Below are 22,002 nucleotides of genomic sequence, written 5' to 3'. Positions count from 1 at the left end.
CATTTTTAAATTAAAAAGTCAAATTAACACCTATTGAATGAATTGCAATCTGTGGATAATGAGAGCCTCTTCCTGATGGAGCTTCAGGGTCAACATCAACAGGCAAACTATCAAAACAAAACAGATTTTCACCTGAATAATATACTTTTGCATTAGAAATACCTAAACCTTTTAACCATTTTTTAGGGAGTGTATATCCAAACTGCACATTCTTTATACGTAAATAATTAGCAGATTGCATCCAAAAGCTAGAATAATTAGAAGGATCACTAGCAGATTTTCCACCTAATGCCACACGTGGGAAAGAGCCATCAGGGTTTTCCGTTGACCAAGCATCTAACCATATAGTAGAAGGATGAGAATCATCACCATAAAATTCGCCAAACACTTCGCTAGTAAAGTAACGTTCTACTCCAGTAGCCCCCTGCAATAATACAGACAAATCAAAATTCTTCCAAGAAGTATTTAAATTCAATCCAAATGTAACCTTAGGCTGTTCTGCTCCTCCAACACGACGGTCATCTGCCGTTAGTTTTCCATTACCATCTGTATCTTTATAACGAATATCTCCAGCTTTAAAAGCCTTTCCAAAGGGATTCCCATAAGTTTTCGTAAACTGATCTGCTTCTTCCTGACTTTGAAAAAGACCATCTGCCACATATCCATAAAAAGAATTATATGCTTCTCCTACCCGATTGATATAGTAATTTGAAATCTTATCTCCTCCAACTCCCAGATCTAAAACTTCATTATGATTAAATGCTACATTTCCAGATGCATTAAAACGCCAATCTCCCCATTGTTTATGAAACGATGCTGTAACTTCAACTCCTCGATTCTCCATTTTCCCTACATTATCTTTATAAGCCCCCAATCCAAAGGTAGCAGGAACAAGTACATCCATTATAATACCATCAGTCACACGACTATAATATTCAACCGAGAAATCCAAGCAGGAAAATATACTAGTTTCAACAGCAATTCCCCAATTAGTTGTAGTCTCCCAAGAAATAGACTCAATCTTTTGATTCGTTTGAGTTACCCCTGTATTAGTTGTACCACCAAATGGATATTTAGAACCTATACTATAAGTCACCATCCAAGGATAAAAATCATCCAAAGCATCTTGATTTCCTAACTTTCCCCAAGAACCACGTATTTTTAACGACTGCAGCCAATCTTGTGTACCTTCCATAAAAGACTCTTCTGAAATCCTCCAAGCAGCAGAAATAGAAGGGAAATATCCCCAACGATTACTTTTGCTAAAACGAGAAGAAGCATCAGCACGAAAATTAGCTTCAAATAAATATTTTCCAGCATAATCATAATTTATCCTACCAAAATAAGACATCATAGCCAACTCCCGAGTAAATCCTGAATTTTCCTGAGTAGCAACAGCACCTGCATTAATATCCGTCAAGTCATTAGTAGGAAAATTCTCACGAGAAGCTCTTACCTCATCTTTGTTATACTTCTCTATATGATATCCCAATAACCCTTTTATATTATGCTTTCCAAATGCATGATCATAATTAGCCAATAAATCTAAATTATAACGATTCCACTGATAGATTCGTTTATCAACAGAGTTAGGACCATGATATTTATTAGCATTATACTGAATATCCTTCACATAGTCCTTATAATCCTGGATATTAGATACATAAGAACCTTGAGCAGTCAATTTTAAGCTAGGAAGAATATCATAGTCCAAAGCTAAAGTACCTGCAAAATTCTGATTTTTTCTAGTAACAACCTGATCTAAATCCAACCATGCTATTGGATTACCATCCCCAATAGTTCCATATGTTCCATCTGCATTTTTATACGGAATCCAAGGAGCAATACGATTAACTTGACGGATTATTTGATCTGAACCACCTCCCACATAAGAGTTCGTTGGGTCATCATAATCATTATGTATATATGCCATGTTTGCTTTTAAATCTAATTTATCGGTCATCCTCACATCCAAGTTCATACGGAAGTTAAACTGTTCCCTATTACTATTAACCATAATACCATTCTGATGCTGATATCCAATAGAAGTCATATATTTCACATTATCAGTTCCACCAGAAAGATTTACATTATGCTTATGCATAAATCCATTCCCTTGAAAAGCCAAATTCTGCCAATCCGTATTAGGATGTCCATAAGGGTCTGCCCCATTACGGAACAATTGAATATCTTCCTCTGTAAATCGAGGAGATTTTCCATCCGATTCTAACGCTCTATTATATAGGATAGCTGCATCTGCAGAACTTACTCGATCAATCATACTAGTGGCCTTTTGCCAACCAAAACTTCCACTATAAGCAATTGTCGGTTTTCCACTTTTACCTCTTTTTGTTGTTATCAAAATTACACCATTAGCTGCTTTTGATCCATAAATAGCTGCAGATGCAGCATCTTTTAATACAGAAATAGATTCAATATCATTGGGGTCTATAGAGTTCATCGTGCCAGTTTCGATACCATCCACCAAAATATAAGGGTCTGAATTATTCAGGGTTCCTGTACCTCTCACCCTAATCGTACCAGCATCTTGCCCCGGACGTCCTTGTCCTGAAGTAATAGTCATTCCTGGAACTGCCCCCTGAATAGCCGCCGTCACATTTGTAATAGGCCGTTCTGTCAATTCTTCACTGCCAACAGTAGCTACAGATCCTGTCAAATTCAATTTTTTCTGAGAACCATAACCTACCACTACCACTTCTTCCAATGTCTGTGTATCTTCTTGCAAGACTATTTTAAAAGATTCTTTCCCCTTTGTAGAGACATTTTGTGCTACATAGCCAATGTATGTAACAAGCAATTCTCCATTAACGTCTATCTCAAGACTAAACTGTCCATCAATATCTGTAATTACACCATTCGTTTTTACATTCCTTTCAACTACATTTGCTCCAATGATAGGCTCACCAGTAGCATCTGTTACGATCCCTGTTACCTTTTTTCTTTTTGAAGGAGTAGTTATCTCTGATTCCTTCTCGATAAAATAAATTTTATTGTTCTTTATTTCATAAGCCACTTTTGTACCGGTCAATAACTTACCCAAGGCTTCCTCTAAATTACAATCCTTTACCTGGATAGAAACCAATCGGTTTACATCCACTACCTGGTCACTAAATACCAGTGCCATCCCTGTCTGACTCTTTATAGAAGACAGGACTTTTTCTATTTTCTCATCTTTAAAATTTAAAGAAACTTTTTGTGACCATCCTGAGGCAGTAAAGCCAAACAAGAGAATACCCAACAGCAGTAACTTTTTCGTTTTGTTTTTTGAGTTCATTTCATACACAGTATTAAATTTATTATTTCATCGTTAATAAAAGGCCTTTCTGTATAGGCTAACACATCATTAGAAAACAGGTATGAGTCAAATTCTTCTTTTTTTCTTTAAAATCGCAGAAAGCCCCGTTCATAGTAAAAACAACAATCGGTGATACCTCTGTCTTACCTTAATCTATAAGAACAAAAATATCACCGACCAATTTTATAATAACGAATTTATTCTTTTTCGGTTATCCTAAACACGCCTTCTTCTGTTTCATCAAAAGAGATATGTGATACCGCTTCCAAATCATTTAAGACATCAATCACATTAACCTTGTTAGTGGATAAAGTAAACCTGTTATCCAGCAATGCTGAATCCGGTATAATAAAATGCACATCGTATTGCCGTTCCAATACCTTGACTATCTCTTTCAAAGGAGTCAAATAGAAATTCAAACCTTTGGAACGCCATGAGGATATCTGTTCCATATTCTCAGGACGAGAAATCTGGCAAGCACCCGACCGGCGATTATACTCGGCACTTTCTCCCGGAAGCAATGGATATTCTTTGCCTCTCACATCTTTCAGCAACACGCCGCCTTCATCCAGTGTCACCCACAGATTCGATTCTGCCGTATAAGCCTTGACATTAAATTTTGTGCCGGTCACTTTTACATTTATGTCCCCTAAATCGACTACAAACGGACGATTCTTCTCCTTTGCCACTTCAAAATATCCTTCTCCCCACAATTCCACCGTACGGTTGAATATACCAAACTTTTTTGGATACTTCAACCGGGTATCCGAATTCAATTGAACAATCGTTCCGTCTTGCAGCACAACACGCATCTGTTCACCACAGGGAACGACCAGTTCCGCATATTCAGTTTCAGAAAAAAGACCAACCTTGTCTGCCAGAAACCAGACAGAGCCACAAAGAAAGATAAAAGGAATCAGCACTGCTGCCGCCCACCAACGACGATAGGAATTAACCCGACGACGGAGAGTTATTTGCTGTAAGAAGCGCTGCTGCATCTTTTCTTCCGGTATGACATGAGGTACCCAGTCCTCTACTTCATTCTCCGTCAAAGAAGACACTTCTCTGTCTATCCGTTTCGACAAATAATCATGCCCTTCTTCGGTAGCAAGCCACTCCGAAACAGCTTTTGCATCTTCTGCGGATGCTTTATTATTCAGTACTTTATCTATTATAGCATCATCTATTTTCATCTTTTGCCTGTTTTTCGCTAATTAATAAGACACTTCACCCGAATAAAGGTATGAGTCCGTTTCTAATAAAAAAAATAAAGCCACACTGCATGAAGCAACATTATCAACGGCTCGATAGCGCTCCGCAATAATTTAATCGCTTGTGTGTAATGTGATTTTACGGTAGGGACAGTTATCTGCATCATGTCCGCTATCTCTTGATTAGAAAGTCCTTTTCCAATCTTCAATTGACATATTTTTCTTTTTTGAGGAGGAAGTTCGCTTATAGCCGACCACAAATGCTCCTTCAACTCTTTGCTCTCAAATTCCTTTAAGAAACCCTCATCCACCTCTTCACCTTGCTGGGCTATCTCATAATGCTTTTCAAACACAATCTGCCTATGCCGCAATTCATTCAATATATAGTTTTTAAGAATGGTGAACAACAGACTCCTAATGCCGGACCGAAAATCAAAAGAATCGCGCTGTCCCCACACTTTCATAAAAGTATACTGGACTGCATCTTCTGCTTCTTCTCCGGATTTTAAATACCGATAAGCTAATGCATACAACAGCCGATTGTACCGTTCAAAGACAACGGTAAAGGCGGCCTCGTCTCCCTGACGGAGTCCGGCATATAATTTTTCATCAAAATCTATAAATTGATTCATCACAGAATAGTTTCAATTAAAGGTTAAGGCGATATTCAATGAAGCAAAGTTAAATAAAATTCGGCTCATTAGATATAGATTTTCTTAAAAGATTCCGATGCACACCAAAAAGACTAAAGTGTTTTCCGAAAAGACTAAAGTGTTTTTGAAAAAGACCTAAGTGTTTTTTTAAAAGGCCTTGGTCTTTTAAAGACTTCCATCTTTTCAGCCAACAATAAAAGCGTTATTCATTTTTACTCAACAGGAAACAAGAATCAATTATCTTGCTTTCACACAATTCCTATCATAAAGTACTGATTTAAAACTATATACCGTGAAAGAAACATCTGCTTTGTGTGAAAGGAGAAAACATTATAACTTTCCTGTCAATGTACCCATTGATATAGCAAAGCTTTCAGGATACCACCTAAATTCATACCTATAAAGTTTTGCCAATTCTATAATACTTATTGCTTATCATCTACCGGAAGCGGAGTGGAGTTATCTTTATAAGCGGCAAAACCTTTAACCTTTACACGCTCCTGCTTATCGCTTTCCGATGCAGCATTACTCAACTGTTGCAGATTCTCTTTGATACTGTCATGAGTAATAAAGAAATGATCAAGCATCGCTTTCAAATATTCATCCAACGGTCCCTCTTTCGGAGTAAACAACGTGTGGCATTTCGAATGAAGCCCCACATTCTTCTCGTCTTCATCGGCTGTATAGATAGTAGTGACCAACGATTCCACATTCACCAAATTTACTATTTCTTTCAGATAAGGTAAGGCCGGATTCTCAATGCTGATAGAAGCCCACCACGGATTCCAAATCATGATAAAGCGGGCCTCATCCTCTACAGCAATATAAAAATCATCTCCCTGATACTTAAACACGATATGCCCCTCTTCATTTGTCTCAGGTTGGCAACCTATCTTCTTCAGCACAGCAATGACCAGCTCTTCTGTCCCGATTTCTTCCAAATCTTCTTTCGTCATGCGGTCAAGATGATCTCTGCGCTTTTTCCGTTCGTGGCGGATACGAAGAAGTAAAAAGGTTAACGGCCATAATGCCAATGCTATAACAGCAATAAGGATAGTAAGATCGGTCATGTTTGTTCGTATTTAAAGGTTATGATATCGAAACAAATATAAGCAATATAATCGAAAAAACACACTATTACAGTTTAAATGTTTCTGCCTCTCCCCCCACGGAATGTTTTTCCTTTCATTAGCCGTTGAAACGTCCTGTTGATGGGGGGGGGGAGGCCGGTAAGGTCTTTTGGTTTTATTTCCAGCCGGATATATATTGCAGCAATTGGCTTCTGGTCATTCCTGCCACTCTGATAAATTCCATCCTGTTTGCATACTCCAACCTCTGATTACCAAACCAAGAGTTCTGCATTCTGGGATGAAACAAATGCAGGAGTGGTCCTTGAGCCCGATAGATGGGTAAACCAAGTATCTCCATACGCTTGCAACGTTCCGCATCCTCCGGTCCCCAGCCATAGAAATGTTGATTTTCTCCGCCATACTTGATATAAACATTCTTATTGACCAAAAACGCACCTCCTACCGAGTTCGGTCCGTGAGCCAATACATATTCATATATCTTCTGACAGCATTCCTCCATGTTCATTTCCCGTTTCTTCAGCAGCAGACTGTCTTCCTGCGGAAGCATATAAAATCTTCCGTCGTATGGAAAACTCATGACCGCATTCCCTTTTCTTATGGCATCAACAGCTTCCAGTATTTGCTCTTTCGGAAGCAGCACATCGGTATCCCATATACCGACAATCGCTCCCTCAGCTTCCTGCATCAGCCGGTTCAGATATTTGGTTCTGTGGAAGACGGGGGAGGCATCCCTCACAAAAGTCTTGTGTATATGTTCATCGCTGATTTTCAATTCATAATGCGGATGTTCATCGGCCTCAAGAATTCTTATCTCCATCCGGATGGAATCTTTCAAAGCCATTAGCTGCTCTACTACCAGGTCCAGATTCTGTGCCCTTTCGGGCGAGTCCACACGGACGGGAATGACAAAGGAAACCTTCCGATTCGATTGCAATGCGGATAAAGAAAGTATATCGAAAGTTGTTTCCGGGCATAATAATCAGATTGGCTGTCTATGGTGGTTTTCTTATATAGATGAGGCACCAACTGAGGGTTTGTCAGGAACAGTTGTTTGCGCTCTCTGTTTATGGTGTATATATTATGACCTGCAGTCATGCAACTTAAAATGCTGTCCATCTTTATATCAGTCTTTTAATTTATAAATAGCCAGAATCGGATTATCATCCGGCCCCATCGAGTCAATCATATCTAGAAGCTGCTGACGCTTTTCGGGGAATTTCACGTTCGTGGATTCGGATACTATCTTTCTGATTTCATCCATATTGTCTTGGGTGATACAGATTGCAAACTGGTTTTCATTGACATAACTCATTTTACGAAGGTGGTCGGAACAACCGTCAATGTCGTTGGTGATGCCGGGGGCAGATCTGATTATCCATTCAAATCCTGGAAGATTATCCCATGGTTTAGCCTCTTGTTTCCATGTCTTTATTTCTTTACTTTTTTTGTCGTATCTGAAGAACCATGCTTTTTGCTCCAATCCAAAACTGCCTAACAGACAGTCTTTGGTTTCACAAAAATGATGAAATATGATATAATTTTTCCATTCAGGACTAACCTTTAGTTGGAGCGGACGTTTGTATTTCCCTAATGATAAGAGATATCTGGGGCGGATGGTGTCATCAAAAGCTGCATAGATGGTATCCGTGAAAAAAGAATACACATTGGGATGATTCTTATAAGCCCATGCGACAGCGAAGCCTGTATTTGGTTTGTTTCTGTAGTCAAATCCGGTGTAGTCCACCTCAGGTGTTTGTTCTTGGATGATATTTCCATCAAAATCCTGAATGGTCATATCGCACATTGAATATTTACCATCCCAAACGTTATAAAATGGAAAGTGGATCACTCTGTTGTCGCCAATGTAATAATACCATGCAGAAGCATAAGGTTTGTTTAGGGGGATACATCTCACAAACTCTCCGTTTTTTATTTTATAAACAAAAAGTTCATCGCGATAGTCTGAGGATAGATAGACCAAGCTGTCTTTGGCTACAACATTAACCGGTGAATACATTTCACCCGGCCCTTGTCCTGATTTACCAATTGTGCGGATAAATTTCCCTGTGAAACGGTCGAACATAAAGATATGAGGGCGAATTGGGCTGCCAATGCAGGAAAAAAAGATGGCACTGTCGGATACATAACCCTTATACATTTCTCCAACCAAAGCATTGTCTACCGCCTCTAGTTTTACATATTCCACATCCTCCACAATATCGCTCAGCAGCAAAGAGTCGCTACATGGCTTCAGGTTATTTGCCAAATCTATTACTCTGAAGAGCGTGTCTTCGTTCACTTCCGGTTCGTCTGTTGCTATTGCGGCAGATTGGGAGGACTTATTATTGCAAGAGAGCAACATGAAAAATCCCATGCACAAGGTTAACAAGTATTTCATAGTGTGTGTTTTAATATTTTATTTTTTCAAAGAGTAGGGAAGGAGTAAATATATTGCTGCATTAGGCAAATTTTTATTTTCTCATTCCCTATTCTTATTTTTAACGCACGGCGTATTTAGAACATGGTTCGTTATTATATAATTGTTCTAAATAGAGTATAACCACCATCAGTAATACATCCACCAGTTGAATTTCCGCCGCTAGGACCGATTTTATAGTTAGCAGTTCCATTATTATGAGTAGTAGAACCTCCGCTACCTTCATAATTGCAACCGCAACCACATGTCCTATCACCACCATTGAGAGCATCCATTTCGCGATCTCTCAACTCGGCATCATTCAAACCATTCAGTTTGATTTTTTTTAATGTCTTCATTATTCGTTTAATTTAAAAATTACAATTTATTCTACCAATAAATTTCTTGAGAGGAACAAAACAAGAAAATATCCTATTGCCCAAGCGTGCGCACACTTAAGAGCCCTATTCCTTTTGCCCCGGTTTCTAATGAGCGGTCCTTCATGTACAGAAGATTGTATTCCATTACTTTGTCGTCCATGTCTTTAAATGTTTCTTGGATGTCTGTTTCCATAAATCCTTGTTTAATGAGATAGAGCATGCCCCATCCTATGCCTGCCAGCCCTCTTTTGAAAGAGATGGGGGTTTCGGTGTGCAGCTTCTCCAATATTTCATTTAAAAACTCTTCAGCAAAATCTTCGTATAAACTATTTCCGGTATATCGTGCATAATGAAAGAAGAAAATGACCATTCCCATCTTGCCGTTGTATAGCCCTAAATCAGAGTGAAAAGAACCATAAAACAGGTAATGATTGGCTATTTTTTCTAATAAAGCATTATCATCAGCCATCTTCTTCTTTCTTAGTTAGGGATTTTCTAAACACCTATTTTAAAGTTTCCCGATAAGGAGGTTCCTCTGGGGGTAGTTATCAATAAATTATAATTCCCTGCTGCATACCGGCTTACATCGAAGATTTCAGTCTGGAAATCATTAAATGATACCGTGCGTGTTTCTACTGTACCTGAGTTTCCCACAATAGAGACAGTTACATCTTCTATTGCATCAAAAAAGGTAAGGATAAGTTTCTTTCTTATCTTCATTTACTGTCCCCCATGCGGGAATAGTAATAAATGCAAGGAGCAAAAAAAGTACGTGTTTCATAGTCTGAAATTTTAAATGATGGCAAACATAAGCCTATTTTAATTCATATCCAAATGAAACTTGGGGAAATAATGAGATATCATTATCTTGCTGACTATTAACATATTACTATATTTTATACCGCATTTAATTGCCGAAAATGAGATATTATGACGAAAGGCAAATGTTAAAAAAGTACATAAATCACGCTTCCAACTCTTTTATAGAATTGATAAATTCTACAAAAATATGTTTTCCTCCCTTGGGAAGCCCTACTTTTTTACAAATATCACTGGTATATCGTTCGACAGTCCGCTCCCCGATACCCAGCAATGTGGCAATGTCTTCTATGCTAAGGTTTAGTGCAGTTAAACAACATACGTCCATAAGCTGATTTGATTTGGATAATACTGGGTAATGCTTTATCAGCTTATCGGTAAAATTTTGATTCGTCAAGTTAAGCCATTGACGCAGGTTGTCTCTCTCCCGCTCTTTGTCATACGTTTTGTCCTTCGTGATGGACAAATAGGTTTTGAAGATTGAACTATAATCATCCTCTTTGTCCTCCTTGCTCTCCTTTGTTTTGTTTATGAAATACTTCAGCCTTCTTTTTTCATTTTTTAAATCGTTTATTTGACTTTCCAACTCGCTTATTTGGATTACATAACGTTCGTTTTCTTGGGAACTACTAGTTAGTACCTTCTTCTTCTCTTCCAATTCTTCTATTTGTTTTTGCAGAGCATTTGCCTTTCTCCATTTTTTTTGCAAGAAAGTAACTGCAATTATACAAATGAGTGAACCAACAACACTAGTTAGTATCCATTTAAAATATAGTTGGTCGTTGGTACGCGCCAGCACTTCATTATCGTATTTCTGCTGTATTTTTCCTACTTCTTCTGCACGGTTTTCCTTGTAAATGGAATCTGTTAGTGCTATATAATGATTTAGATAGGAGTGCTCTTGGGGATGAGAAGCCAAAAAATAGTTTAATAAATCCAGATAGCTATTGGATCGCACTAGCAAGTCCGGGCAAGACAATAAGTGAGTAAAGAGACTGTCTGCTTTCTCTTTCTGTCCAGTATATGCATATAGATTGGCCAGTCCCAGCGACAACTTGTCGGGAAAATGGGGAGAAGATAATCGTATGGCATGAATCAGATATTTTTCTGCTTCTGCATAGTTCTTTTCAAATATCTTTCTGTTTGCTATATTATTGTATATTTTGACCTGAAGGTCAAGGTCATTTAGAGAATCGGCAATATCTATTAAGGTATTGATGCACCTATTAGCGCTGTCCGCTTGATGAAGGGTATAATAAAGAGTTGACAGATTGAGCAAATTACTGGCGTATGCAACCGTGTCCTTTCCATCTATATTTGCTTGCACGGCTTTTTGATAATATTCTTTAGCCGGCTCGAAATGGAAAGATTTTTTATTAATATATCCCAAGCTGCTATAAATACGGGCAACATACCGTTTTTCATTCATATCGGGAATACACATTTCGGCTTCTTTGTAAGCTAGCAGGGCATTGGGAATGTCTTTGCAATATTCTTCCAATATGCATCCCTTTACATAAAAGGCTGCCCCTTTTTTATCTGCGTCATTCTTATCTTTATAATATTCTATGGCAAGGTTTATCAATGAATCGGAGGATACAGGGATATAACAGCGATATTGGGCTAACGAAAGCAGCAAAGCATAGTCTGCCTGCTCTTTTCCGGTTAAGTGCCGGGAAGCAGAGATGGACTCCAATAGGTGCATCGCCGAATCGGGGGCAGTCCATATAAGTTCCTCCGCTTGCGACAAGTGCTCTGTGACATGACGAGTGGAACGGTAGCAGGCTGTACATGCCAATAGTAATAGAATGGTCAGGATAAATAGAATGTTTTTCTCCCTTTTCATAGTTAGTTATATATATTATTGCGAAGTAAATAAAAAAGTTTCGCAATATCAAAGTTTTAGAAACTTAACGACTCGTTTTTTACAGATTATCAGAACACAGCCAAATGCTGAAGGCAGATTGGGAAGGGACTTGGGAAGCACGGCTGAAGGGAGGATGAGGGGATGTGCTTGCTAAAAATCAGTATTGAATTGTCGTAATTCCGCCCGCAGCAGATGTGCCCTTCCCTCGGTCATACTATCCAGCAGTTCCCAAAAACGAGGACCGTGATTCATTTCTTTTGTATGCGACAGCTCGTGCAACAGCACATAATCCATCAGGTGCGAAGGCAAGAGCATCAAATAGCAGGAAAGGTTTATACTCCCGGCCGCCGAGCAACTGCCCCAACGTCCTTTGCTTCCGGTTATCTTCACTCGTTTGTATGACAAGCCATAGTGTTCTGCCAATGCATCAAGCAAAGGTGGCAAATATTCACCCGCCACTTTCTTCATCGCCCTGATAATGGCATTGCGCACCAACCGCTGCACCTCCTCCTTTGTAAAGTCAACATCACGGGGGCAAATGATTTTTATTCCTTCCTCCGTATTCCGCACAGAAAAACAGGTAAAATTGCCTTTTTCCAGCCATAGCCTGAAACAAGGGGCCTGAATACGGAAATCCAAGTCTATAGATTTCTTGCATACCCTCTGCCAGTCCTGCAACAAGCGTTCACGATATTGCTCTACAACTTCCATCACCTTACTGCTCAGGCTGTAAGGCGGTACCGTAACATGCAGTCCATCCGGCTTTACACGCATGGTAATGTTACGTGCCAAACGATGGGTACGCACAATAATACGATTGAAATCTTTGTCAGCTAATACTCTCTTTGTTGCCATATCAGCCACAAAGATATATTATTCATAAGAAAAAAAAGAGGGAATTGCAACTTTACTGCCACTCTCTTCGTCTAATAGATAGAAACCAATAAAAAACACAGAAATATGAAACGTACATACTTTTACTTATTCAGTCTGGTTATGACTCTGACAAGCTGTGTAAACGGCATTGCTCCCAGCAAGAACAAAATAACCAAGAAATACAGTGTGGAAGCATTCGATAATATTGCCAGCCAGGGTACCGTCAATATTGTATTCAAGCAAAGTAATGCCACAACTGTAGAGGCTTATGGCCCCGACAATATCATTTCCAGTCTTATTGTCACTTCGGAAGACAGTACACTGCACATCTCCATGAAGAAAGGTGTGAAATTCCGCAGTTTGAAGAACAACAATGTCACAATCACTATTACTGCTCCCAAATTGAGCAGCATCAGCCAACAAGGTACAGGCAATATAACCTTGAAAGATTCCGTCAAGGTAGATGATATAAAAATCACCTCTAACGGAACAGGAAACTTTAAAGCAGATGAATTGACCGCCGATAATATAAGCGTAAGATCCGACGGAATAGGCAATGTCATACTGAAAGGAAAGGCAGAGAAGGCAAGCTATCACATCAAAGGTATTGGAAACCTAAACGCCAAAGATATGATTGTTTCAGATGTTGTCGTTGAACAAAAAGGCATTGGAAATGTTTCTTGTTATGCATCAGGAAAGATAACCGTAAGTACAAACGGAATAGGCAATGTTGATTACTTTGGGAATCCCCCAACTACCGATATAAATAAATCCGGTATCGGTAACGTAAAAAGAAGATAAAGCTCATTTCATAATTCTCTCTTTACATTAGATTATCTACCTAAAAAAGGATTACTGCTCACGCGGTAATCCTTTTTACATTATTTAGTTAGTTAATTTAAAATTTGAGAGAATTGAAACTTCACAGCCTCGAATTAAAAAGTTGTTTTAATAAGCACTAACTATCTATTTATATATAAAAGCAAATGAAAATGTTATCTAATTCTTCACTCCTGCTGCCTCATCTCCGGCTATCTTTGTAACCGTATCTATCGGCAGCACCGGTTCGTATGCCACTTGCGGATCATTTACGGTATCACGGTAATCATCATGCATATACACCATATCGCTACCATCATCCTGCATGGAACGTTGCACCACCGTTCCCATCACAAACAAGACAGCTATCATGGCAGCAGCCTTGAACAACGGCATAAAGCGCGTTCGCAAAGTGAGGCGTTGCGCTTTCACAACCGGTTTTTCCACCCGGGTCAGAACCTTGGCATCAAAGTCACTGCCCAGCCCCCTCTCCTTCTCAATCTCCTGATAAGCAAACATTGCCTTGTAACGGAGTAAATGAGCAGGAATCTCTTTCTGATGAAAGAAAGAACGCAAAATCTGTTCCTCTTCCAAGGAAGTCTCACAGTTCCAGTAGCGTTCCAATAACTGTTCAATGTACTTATAATCCATAATCTTCTATTTCCGTATATCTTTGTTTTATCTTTTGCCGACTGCGAAAGAGATTGATTTTCACCTGCTCTTCCGTTATCTGCAAAATATCTGCAATTTCTTTATAGCTCTTTCCTTCAATATCCCGCAACTGCATAATACTTCGCTGCTTTTCGGGAAGTTCGTTCAGCAGGCGGTGAATCAAACCTAATTGCTCACTCTGTGCCAACTGTTCATAAGGGTTCAATGCATCGGGCAGTTCCTGTGTTTCGGGTGTCAATTCCATGTGCTGTGAATCTATCTTTTCACTCCGGTCTATTGCCAGATTTCTTGCTACCGTCAGACAGTAGGCTTCGATGGATTCAAAATTCGGCCACTCATCACGTTTATCCCATACCCTAATCATCGTATCCTGCACCACATCCTCCGCTTCAGCACTGTTCAGCGTAATACGAAAAGCCAACCTGTAGAGTTTGTCTTTCAGGGGCAAAATGTCGTTTCGGAAACTGATTTCTTGCATTGCTCTGTAATAATGACGGGTGAGTTGTACAAAAGTTACACTCACCCGCCTATTTTTTGAATTATTTTTTGATTATAGTTCCGCCTTCTCCCTTAATGGCTGAAGCCAAGGTAATTACAACCTGACTCACTCCTGCATCAATGGCAGAGAAGGAATTTTCCAGTTTAGGTATCATCCCTCCCTGAATGATACCCCGGGCTACATACTCTTTAAATTCTTCGGGAGTAATAACAGGAATGACGCTATCATCGTCATTTTCGTCGCGTAATACGCCTTTCTTCTCAAAACAATAAACAAGTGTCACATCAAAAAGTGGCGCCAACGCTTTTGCTGTCTCCCCGGCAATGGTATCGGCATTGGTATTCAGCATACTTCCCTGCCCGTCATGAGTCAGAGGAGCCATGACAGGAACAATACCCTGACGAATCAGTGTAGCCAGAAAATCGGCATTCACCTTTTCCACATCACCTACATAGCCATAATCCACCTCTTTCACCGGCCGTTTCACTGAACGAATAACGTTCATATCCGCTCCGGTCAGCCCGATAGCATTCACTCCTCTAGCTTGCAGACCGGCAACGATATTCTTGTTTACCAATCCGCCGTAAACCATAGTCACAACCTTCAGCGTCTCGGCATCCGTAATGCGACGGCCATTCACCATTTTACTTTCAATACCCAATCGGGCAGCCAGTTTGGTGGCTGAACGTCCCCCACCGTGCACCAACAATTTATATCCTTCAATAGCGGAAAAGTCGGCCAAAAGCCGACTAAGCGTAGTTTCTTCCTCTACAATCTTTCCGCCTACCTTTATGACAGTCAGTTTTTCTTTCATCCTTTTATTCCAAATAAGTATATCCATAAAGCCCGGAACGGTAGTTGGACAAAAATTCTTTTCCTTCTTCTACCGATATCTTACCTTCTTTTACAGATTTAGTCACCCAGGTTTCCAATGTACGCACCAGTTTCTTCGGATTATACTGAACATAATCCAACACTTCCGCCACGGTTTCGCCATCAATCACCTGATCAATAGAATACCCTTTATCATCTACCGATACATGCACTGCATTCGTATCACCAAACAAATTGTGCATATCTCCTAAAATTTCCTGATAAGCTCCCACTAAAAAGACACCTATGTAATAAGACTCTTTTTGCTTCAATGAATGCACAGGCAGGTCGTGCGATACATAACGGGTAGATATAAAGTTGGCTATCTTTCCGTCAGAGTCACAAGTAATGTCTTGCAAAGTAGCATTCCGGTCGGGTTTCTCGTCCAGTCTTTGGATAGGCATAATGGGGAATATCTGATCTATCGCCCAAGAGTCCGGCAAAGACTGGAAAAGCGAAAAGTTACAGAAATATTTATCAGCCAATAATTTATCCAATTTACGGAATTCATCGGGAGCATGTTTTAACCCGGAAGCAATTTGATTAATCTCACGAGTCACAGACCAATAGAGACGTTCTATCTGCGCACGGGTTCTTAAATCCACAATACCATGACTGAACAAATCCAGTGCCTCTTCACGAATTTGCTGTGCATCATGCCATGCCTCCAACATACGGCTCTGATTCAAATTATCCCATATTTCATATAGTTCATGCACCAGTTCATGGTCTTTTTCACTTACTTCAAAGTCTTCATCCATTTCGGGCAGAGTAGCTGTTTCCAGCACTTCAAAAATCAGCACCGAATGGTGTGCCGTCAGTGAGCGACCACTTTCTGTAATAATATTGGGGTGCGGAATATTATTTTTATCACTAGCATCCACCAACGTAGAGATAGAGTCGTTTACATACTCCTGAATAGAATAGTTCACGCTGCTTTCACTATTGGAAGACCGGGTACCGTCATAGTCAACACCCAAGCCTCCACCGATATCAACAAACTCAACATTGAAGCCCATTGCGTGTAATTGTACATAGAACTGTGAAGCTTCACGTAAAGCTGTTTTAATACGGCGTATCTTGGTTACTTGACTTCCGATATGGAAATGAATCAACTTCAAACAATCTTTCATGTCTTTCTTTTCCAAAAAGTCAAGTGCTTCCAGCAACTCACTGGAAGTCAATCCAAACTTGCTGGCATCTCCACCGCTATCTTCCCATTTTCCACTGCCCGAAGAAGCCAGTTTAATACGAATACCTATATTAGGGCGTACATTGAGCTGTTTCGCCATCTTTGCAATCAAGCGTAACTCATTCATCTTCTCTACTACCAGAAAGATACGTTTCCCCATCTTCTGAGCCAGTAAAGCCAACTCAATATAGCTCTCATCTTTATATCCGTTACAGATAATCAGCGAGTCTGAGTCCGTGTTAATAGCAATCACTGCATGCAATTCGGGTTTGGAACCGGCTTCCAGTCCTAAATTAAACTTCTTGCCATGACTTATGATTTCTTCCACCACCGGACGCATTTGGTTCACTTTAATAGGATAGATGATAAAGTTTTCAGCTTTATAACCATACTCTTCGGATGCTTGCTTGAAACAGTTCGAAATTTTTTCGATACGATTATCAAGAATATCCGGGAAACGAACCAGCATAGGTGCTGCGACATCCCGTAACTGAAGCTCGTCCACCAATTCTTTCAAATCGACTGCGACACCGTTCTTACGGGGAGTTACCACTACATGACCTTTGTCATTGATACTAAAGTACGAAGTTCCCCAACCTGTAATGTTGTAGAGTTCTTCCGAATCTTCAATACGCCATTTTCTCATTTCTTGTTCTGTGCAAATAGTGTGTATACTTTTACTAAATAGATTATAACTTTCAATCTGTTTATTTATCCAACAGCTTTCTCAAGCTATCTACTGATGCCTGTATCTGCGACTTGTCTTCCAACTCGTCGGCCCGAAACAGAAACTTCGCCTGCGAATAAAAAGGATGACGCTTCTGCAACGCTTCACAAATAAAGTTCATCAATTCTTCATCGCTTTTGTTTGCCAATAACGGACGTTGTTGCTTTGCCACTTTTAAACGGTGAAACAACACCTCGGGCTCCACCTGAAGAAACACGGTATCCCCACAAGCATTCATATAGTCCATATTGTCAAAAAAACAAGGAGTGCCCCCACCGGCCGAGATTACAACATCTTCAAACTCAGCCACCTCATGCAACATTTTTTGCTCCAATTCGCGGAAACCCTGTTCACCGCGTTCTGAAAACAACTGCTGAACAGTTTTATGAAAACGCTCCTCAATATACCAATCCAAGTCTATGAAAGTAAGACCCAGTTCGCGGGAAAACGCTTTACCCAAAGTCGTTTTCCCCGCACCCATATATCCTATTAAAAATATACGTGTCATTTCTTTTTCTTAGCTGCCACTCGTTTACGAGTCTCACTTTTTTCTTTCTGCAGTTCTATCACCTTAAAGCAAGTTTCCAGATTTAAATCTTTCGGTTCTACGCTTTCAGGAATCTTATAATTCTTTTTCTGATAAGCAATATAAGGTCCGTAACGACCGTTCAGAATCTGCAAATCAGGCTCTTTATCAAATGTTTTAATAATCTTCTTTTCGGCAGCTTCGCGCTTGGCATTAATCATTTCAATCGCTTTTTCCAAGGTAACCTCCATCGGATCTTCCCCCTTGGGAATAGAGACGAATACATTATTATGACGGACATAAGGTCCAAATCGTCCCACTCCTACCGTCACTGTCTTATCTTCATACTCACCTAACGTTTTCGGGAGCTTGAACGAATCAAGCGCTTCTTCCAACGTAATTGTTTCTATCGAAAGACCTTTCGGCAAGTGCGCAAACTTGGGTTTTTCTTCATCATCGGCTATGCCTATCTGTATCACCGGGCCAAATCGACCAATTTTTACGGATACAGGCTTCCCACTCACCGGATCATTGCCTAGAATTCTTTCACCCACCTTATGCTCGCTCTTCGCATTCATGGTCTTGTCTACCAACGGATGGAAGCCGTCGTAAAAGTTCTTCATTACACTCGTCCACTCTTTCTCGCCTTCCGCCACTTCATCAAATTCTTTTTCAACACTCGCGGTGAAATTATAGTCCATAATTTCGGGGAAGAATGCCATCAAGAAGTCATTAACCACTATACCTACATCAGTAGGCAATAGTTTAGACTTCTCATTTCCGGTTGTTTCCGTCTTGACTGTTTCGGTTATCTTGTTCCCTTTGAGCTTCAATATCTCGTATGGACGTTTTACGCCTTCACTGTTTCCTTTTACCACGTAGCCACGTTGCTGGACCGTCGATATGGTAGGAGCATATGTAGACGGACGCCCGATGCCCAGTTCCTCCAGCTTACGCACCAGACTGGCTTCGGTATAACGCGGAGGACACATACTGAAACGCTGAGTGGCAGAAATTTCCTTACTCTCTAATGACTGTCCTTTACTCAAAGGAGGCAACAAGCGGCTTTCATCCTCTTGTTCGTTATCGTCGTCATAAGACTCTTTATATACACGCAAATAGCCATCGAAAATCACAACTTCACCAATAGCAACAAAAGTTTCTTCACTATTGCTGATAGAGATAGTAGCAGTGGTCTTTTCAAGTTCAGCCTCTGCCATCTGTGATGCAACAGTACGTTTCCAAATCAATTCGTACAATCTCTGCTCCTGTGACGTTCCCGCAATAGTCTCGTTCGACATATCCGTCGGACGAATCGCTTCGTGAGCTTCCTGAGCACCTTTTGTCTTCGTTGCAAACTGACGTGTCTTCACATACCTTTCTCCCATCAGTGAAATGACAGTTGATTTGCAGGCCGCCAATGCCAAGTCCGAAAGATTCACAGAGTCGGTACGCATATAAGTAATCTGCCCGCTTTCATACAACCGTTGCGCCACCATCATAGTCTGCGCAACCGTAAACCCTAACTTCCGAGCAGCTTCCTGCTGCAAAGTGGAAGTGGTAAATGGAGCAGCCGGCGACTTCTTAACCGGACGAGTCGTAATATCTTCAATAGAAAACTCTGCATCCTTACACAATTCAAGGAATGCCTGAGCCTCTTCTTTTGTCTTAAAACGTCTGTCTAACTCAGCCCTCACTTCCGTTTTATTACCATCGGCATCAGGAGCTTCAAATATTGCTGTTACACGATAAGAAGGCTCACTGACAAAAGCGTGCACCTCACGCTCACGTTCCACAATTAACCGAACAGCAACAGACTGCACACGACCGGCAGAAAGAGCAGGTTTTACCTTCTTCCATAAAATAGGAGAAAGCTCAAAACCTACAATCCTGTCCAAGATACGACGCGCTTGCTGAGCATTTACAAGGTTCACATTTATGTCACGCGGGGTTTCAATGGCTTTTAATATCGCAGTTTTGGTTATCTCGTGGAATACAATACGCTTTGTCCTCTTCGGGTCCAGTTCCAACACTTCATATAAATGCCACGAAATGGCTTCTCCCTCACGGTCCTCATCGGATGCGAGCCACACCATATCAGCGTTCTTTGCCGCAGCTTTCAACTCGCCGACCAATTTTTTCTTATCAGAAGGTATCTCATAAGTCGGTTCAAATCCCTTCTCTACATCGATACTGAAATCTTTCTTCTTTAAGTCACGGATATGCCCGTAACTGGAAAGGACTTTATAGTCTTCTCCTAAGAATTTTTCTATGGTCTTGGCTTTTGCGGGTGACTCTACAATTACAAGATTTTTTTGCATAATATAATGTATTCCATTTTATTTAAGGGCAAAAGTAGAAAAAAAGCAGAACTACACCTATATAATAAGGTATGTTTCTGCTTTTTTTTCTTAAAAAGGCTCTTTTTAGAAGCCTATTTAACTAAAATCGAAAAGTAAGACCACCTAAAACATTCAGTTTTTCGGCAGGGTATCCTCCTTCGTAATAATATTGTTTATTTAACAGGTTGTTCACATCCACAAAGATAGAGATGTCTTTTAAAAGCTCATAGGTAGCACCCACACTCAGATTACTGACAGGATCGACATCCTCACCCTTACGCTTTACATAATCATAACCTAACCGAAGCTTTAAACCGTCCATCAGCTTGGCATCAACTTTAAAGTTCAGTTCCATTTCAGGCTTCATGGCAACTATCATATCGTCGTCACTATCTGTTGTCCAACCGTAATACGTACCTTTTACCGATGCATCAAAATAGTCCTTATAGCCATATTTCACTTCTGCACCTCCATAACCAATTTTTCCTTTATCCTGTACAAAACCCGTATATACAAATTGTCCCGCAGGCACTAACGTACAGAATAACTCATGTTTACGTATCTGATAACCACCAAATATATTAAACCATAACCCACTTACAGGAGACGCCTTAAAACCCAAAGTTGCATCAAAAGGGACATAAGTCGCATCAAGCTGCTGCTCTGTTCCCCAATAGGGAGAGATGCGGCTCAACATACGATAATCGTTTACCTGTCTGCCTCCTTGTGCATTCAAATAAAGAATATAACTATCGGAGAAGATATACTCAGCACGAATGTCCGGGGCTACATCTATACCGCTATCATTACCGGTCATCCAGTCGACATGCGCACCCAGATGCAGTCTCCAGCTATCTTCATCAATAGCATAATAAGGATTCAAACCTAAAGAAGTATAATCCTTCATCAAGTCATCTGAATAAAATAAATTATCCATTTCAAATTTAATACCCACACGCTGAATATCGCTCAGTTTTCCCCATACATCACCTGCTGTATGAATTATTTTTTCCGTGCTGTTCTCATCAGAAATTGCCGGATATTTCTGTTTAAAATACTGAAAGCCTGTTTGTACAGTAAATTGCAATGGCATCATTTCATCCGTAGAAGACAACCCGACATAGAAATCTCCCAGTGTGTGATGCTGTTTATCATTCTCGCCGGAGATAGAAGAAATCGGACTCAACATATAATTAAATACACGAGAATGAAATCCTCCTCCAAGATTCAAATCCATATTCCTGAAACTATGTCTATACCCTATATTGAAAGAAGAAGAATAAAAACGGGATTTCCAATCATTATCAATTGCATCTTTCAGGGTTCCATTCATGCCATCCAATGAAGTAGCAACATTCAGACGGTCACCTTTCGTAATGTCCCATATATATCCGGCCTTGAAGTCCACATTACCATAATTACCGGCACCCACACGCACATATCCTCGTTTGGCCTTCTCCCATTCCCATTCACGGACTATAGGAAACATTTCTTCATAATTCCAGGCAGCCACAGGACGCAAAGCCGTAGCATACTCAATTCCTTTCTTCACTACTGCCGGTTCTTCCACCCTGGGCAACACATTTATTTTGGAAGCATCCATGACAGTAGGGTTATACTCATTCTCCACTACCACAGTGCGGTTCAAAGTACTGTCTTGCTGTGCATATACAGCCGACAGAGGCAACAAGCCCACAAACGCTATAATTGCTATTTTCTTCAT

At 40.2% G+C, this 22,002-nt stretch carries 19 protein-coding genes; 1 reads left to right on the top strand and 18 read right to left on the bottom strand.

Going from position 1 to position 22,002, the window contains the following annotated elements:
• Positions 1 to 10 precede the first annotated feature (10 nt).
• From HMPREF1534_RS05615 to HMPREF1534_RS05655, 11 genes are all read right to left on the bottom strand, one after another.
• Positions 11 to 3,295, bottom strand: a complete 3,285-nt coding sequence (locus HMPREF1534_RS05615) for a TonB-dependent receptor (protein ID WP_005942436.1) — start codon at positions 3,293 to 3,295, stop codon at positions 11 to 13.
• A gap of 218 nt (positions 3,296 to 3,513) precedes the next feature.
• Positions 3,514 to 4,509: a FecR family protein gene (locus tag HMPREF1534_RS05620; protein WP_005942434.1), complete on the bottom strand. Its 996-nt coding sequence runs from the start codon at positions 4,507 to 4,509 to the stop codon at positions 3,514 to 3,516.
• A gap of 62 nt (positions 4,510 to 4,571) precedes the next feature.
• On the bottom strand, positions 4,572 to 5,159 hold the full coding sequence (locus HMPREF1534_RS05625) for an RNA polymerase sigma-70 factor (protein WP_005942432.1): 588 nt from the start codon (positions 5,157 to 5,159) through the stop codon (positions 4,572 to 4,574).
• Positions 5,160 to 5,605: 446 nt separating this feature from the next.
• Positions 5,606 to 6,250 carry a YbjN domain-containing protein gene (locus tag HMPREF1534_RS05630; RefSeq protein WP_005942430.1) on the bottom strand — a complete coding sequence of 215 codons (645 nt, stop codon included), beginning with the start codon at positions 6,248 to 6,250 and terminating at the stop codon, positions 5,606 to 5,608.
• Between the two features lie 175 nt (positions 6,251 to 6,425).
• Positions 6,426 to 7,205 (bottom strand): galactosyltransferase-related protein, encoded by a 780-nt coding sequence (locus tag HMPREF1534_RS05635; RefSeq protein ID WP_032937165.1) that lies wholly within the window; start codon positions 7,203 to 7,205, stop codon positions 6,426 to 6,428.
• A gap of 189 nt (positions 7,206 to 7,394) precedes the next feature.
• On the bottom strand, positions 7,395 to 8,669 hold the full coding sequence (locus HMPREF1534_RS05640) for a 6-bladed beta-propeller (RefSeq protein WP_005942424.1): 1,275 nt from the start codon (positions 8,667 to 8,669) through the stop codon (positions 7,395 to 7,397).
• Between the two features lie 134 nt (positions 8,670 to 8,803).
• Entirely contained in the window at positions 8,804 to 9,046 is a 243-nt protein-coding gene (locus HMPREF1534_RS0119165; protein ID WP_005942422.1) for a TIGR04149 family rSAM-modified RiPP, read from the bottom strand.
• Positions 9,047 to 9,119: 73 nt separating this feature from the next.
• Positions 9,120 to 9,536, bottom strand: coding sequence for a lanthionine synthetase LanC family protein (locus tag HMPREF1534_RS05645; protein ID WP_005942419.1), 417 nt, complete (start codon positions 9,534 to 9,536; stop codon positions 9,120 to 9,122).
• Positions 9,537 to 9,562: 26 nt separating this feature from the next.
• Positions 9,563 to 9,787: a DUF3244 domain-containing protein gene (locus HMPREF1534_RS0119160; protein ID WP_018452353.1), complete on the bottom strand. Its 225-nt coding sequence runs from the start codon at positions 9,785 to 9,787 to the stop codon at positions 9,563 to 9,565.
• A gap of 244 nt (positions 9,788 to 10,031) precedes the next feature.
• Positions 10,032 to 11,732 carry a hypothetical protein gene (locus tag HMPREF1534_RS05650; RefSeq protein WP_005942415.1) on the bottom strand — a complete coding sequence of 567 codons (1,701 nt, stop codon included), beginning with the start codon at positions 11,730 to 11,732 and terminating at the stop codon, positions 10,032 to 10,034.
• 171 nt (positions 11,733 to 11,903) lie between these two features.
• Positions 11,904 to 12,608 (bottom strand): M48 family metallopeptidase, encoded by a 705-nt coding sequence (locus HMPREF1534_RS05655; protein ID WP_018452352.1) that lies wholly within the window; start codon positions 12,606 to 12,608, stop codon positions 11,904 to 11,906.
• Positions 12,609 to 12,713: 105 nt separating this feature from the next.
• Between HMPREF1534_RS05655 and HMPREF1534_RS05660 the strand changes: the two genes are divergently transcribed.
• Positions 12,714 to 13,430 carry a head GIN domain-containing protein gene (locus tag HMPREF1534_RS05660; protein ID WP_005942412.1) on the top strand — a complete coding sequence of 239 codons (717 nt, stop codon included), beginning with the start codon at positions 12,714 to 12,716 and terminating at the stop codon, positions 13,428 to 13,430.
• A 198-nt stretch (positions 13,431 to 13,628) separates the two neighbouring features.
• Here the strand turns inward: HMPREF1534_RS05660 and HMPREF1534_RS05665 are convergent, their stop codons facing one another.
• From HMPREF1534_RS05665 to HMPREF1534_RS05695, 7 genes are all read right to left on the bottom strand, one after another.
• Entirely contained in the window at positions 13,629 to 14,099 is a 471-nt protein-coding gene (locus tag HMPREF1534_RS05665) for a hypothetical protein (RefSeq protein ID WP_005942410.1), read from the bottom strand.
• Positions 14,089 to 14,598, bottom strand: coding sequence for an RNA polymerase sigma factor (locus tag HMPREF1534_RS05670; RefSeq protein ID WP_018452351.1), 510 nt, complete (start codon positions 14,596 to 14,598; stop codon positions 14,089 to 14,091). The genes HMPREF1534_RS05665 and HMPREF1534_RS05670 overlap by 11 nt, the downstream gene beginning before the upstream one ends.
• Before the next feature lie 61 nt (positions 14,599 to 14,659).
• Complete coding sequence (gene argB, locus HMPREF1534_RS05675; protein WP_005942406.1) at positions 14,660 to 15,433, bottom strand: acetylglutamate kinase; 774 nt, start codon at positions 15,431 to 15,433, stop codon at positions 14,660 to 14,662.
• Between the two features lie 4 nt (positions 15,434 to 15,437).
• Entirely contained in the window at positions 15,438 to 17,330 is a 1,893-nt protein-coding gene (gene speA, locus HMPREF1534_RS05680) for a biosynthetic arginine decarboxylase (protein WP_005942404.1), read from the bottom strand.
• A gap of 61 nt (positions 17,331 to 17,391) precedes the next feature.
• Positions 17,392 to 17,919, bottom strand: a complete 528-nt coding sequence (locus HMPREF1534_RS05685; protein ID WP_005942401.1) for a shikimate kinase — start codon at positions 17,917 to 17,919, stop codon at positions 17,392 to 17,394.
• Positions 17,916 to 20,258: a type I DNA topoisomerase gene (gene topA / locus HMPREF1534_RS05690; RefSeq protein WP_005942398.1), complete on the bottom strand. Its 2,343-nt coding sequence runs from the start codon at positions 20,256 to 20,258 to the stop codon at positions 17,916 to 17,918. The genes HMPREF1534_RS05685 and topA overlap by 4 nt, the downstream gene beginning before the upstream one ends.
• Before the next feature lie 121 nt (positions 20,259 to 20,379).
• On the bottom strand, positions 20,380 to 22,002 hold the full coding sequence (locus HMPREF1534_RS05695; protein ID WP_005942396.1) for a TonB-dependent receptor: 1,623 nt from the start codon (positions 22,000 to 22,002) through the stop codon (positions 20,380 to 20,382).

This window comes from Phocaeicola massiliensis B84634 = Timone 84634 = DSM 17679 = JCM 13223, assembly GCF_000382445.1.
In the GTDB taxonomy this organism is placed as follows: Bacteria; Bacteroidota; Bacteroidia; order Bacteroidales; family Bacteroidaceae; genus Phocaeicola; species Phocaeicola massiliensis.
This window is presented reverse-complemented; position numbering and strand designations above follow the sequence as displayed.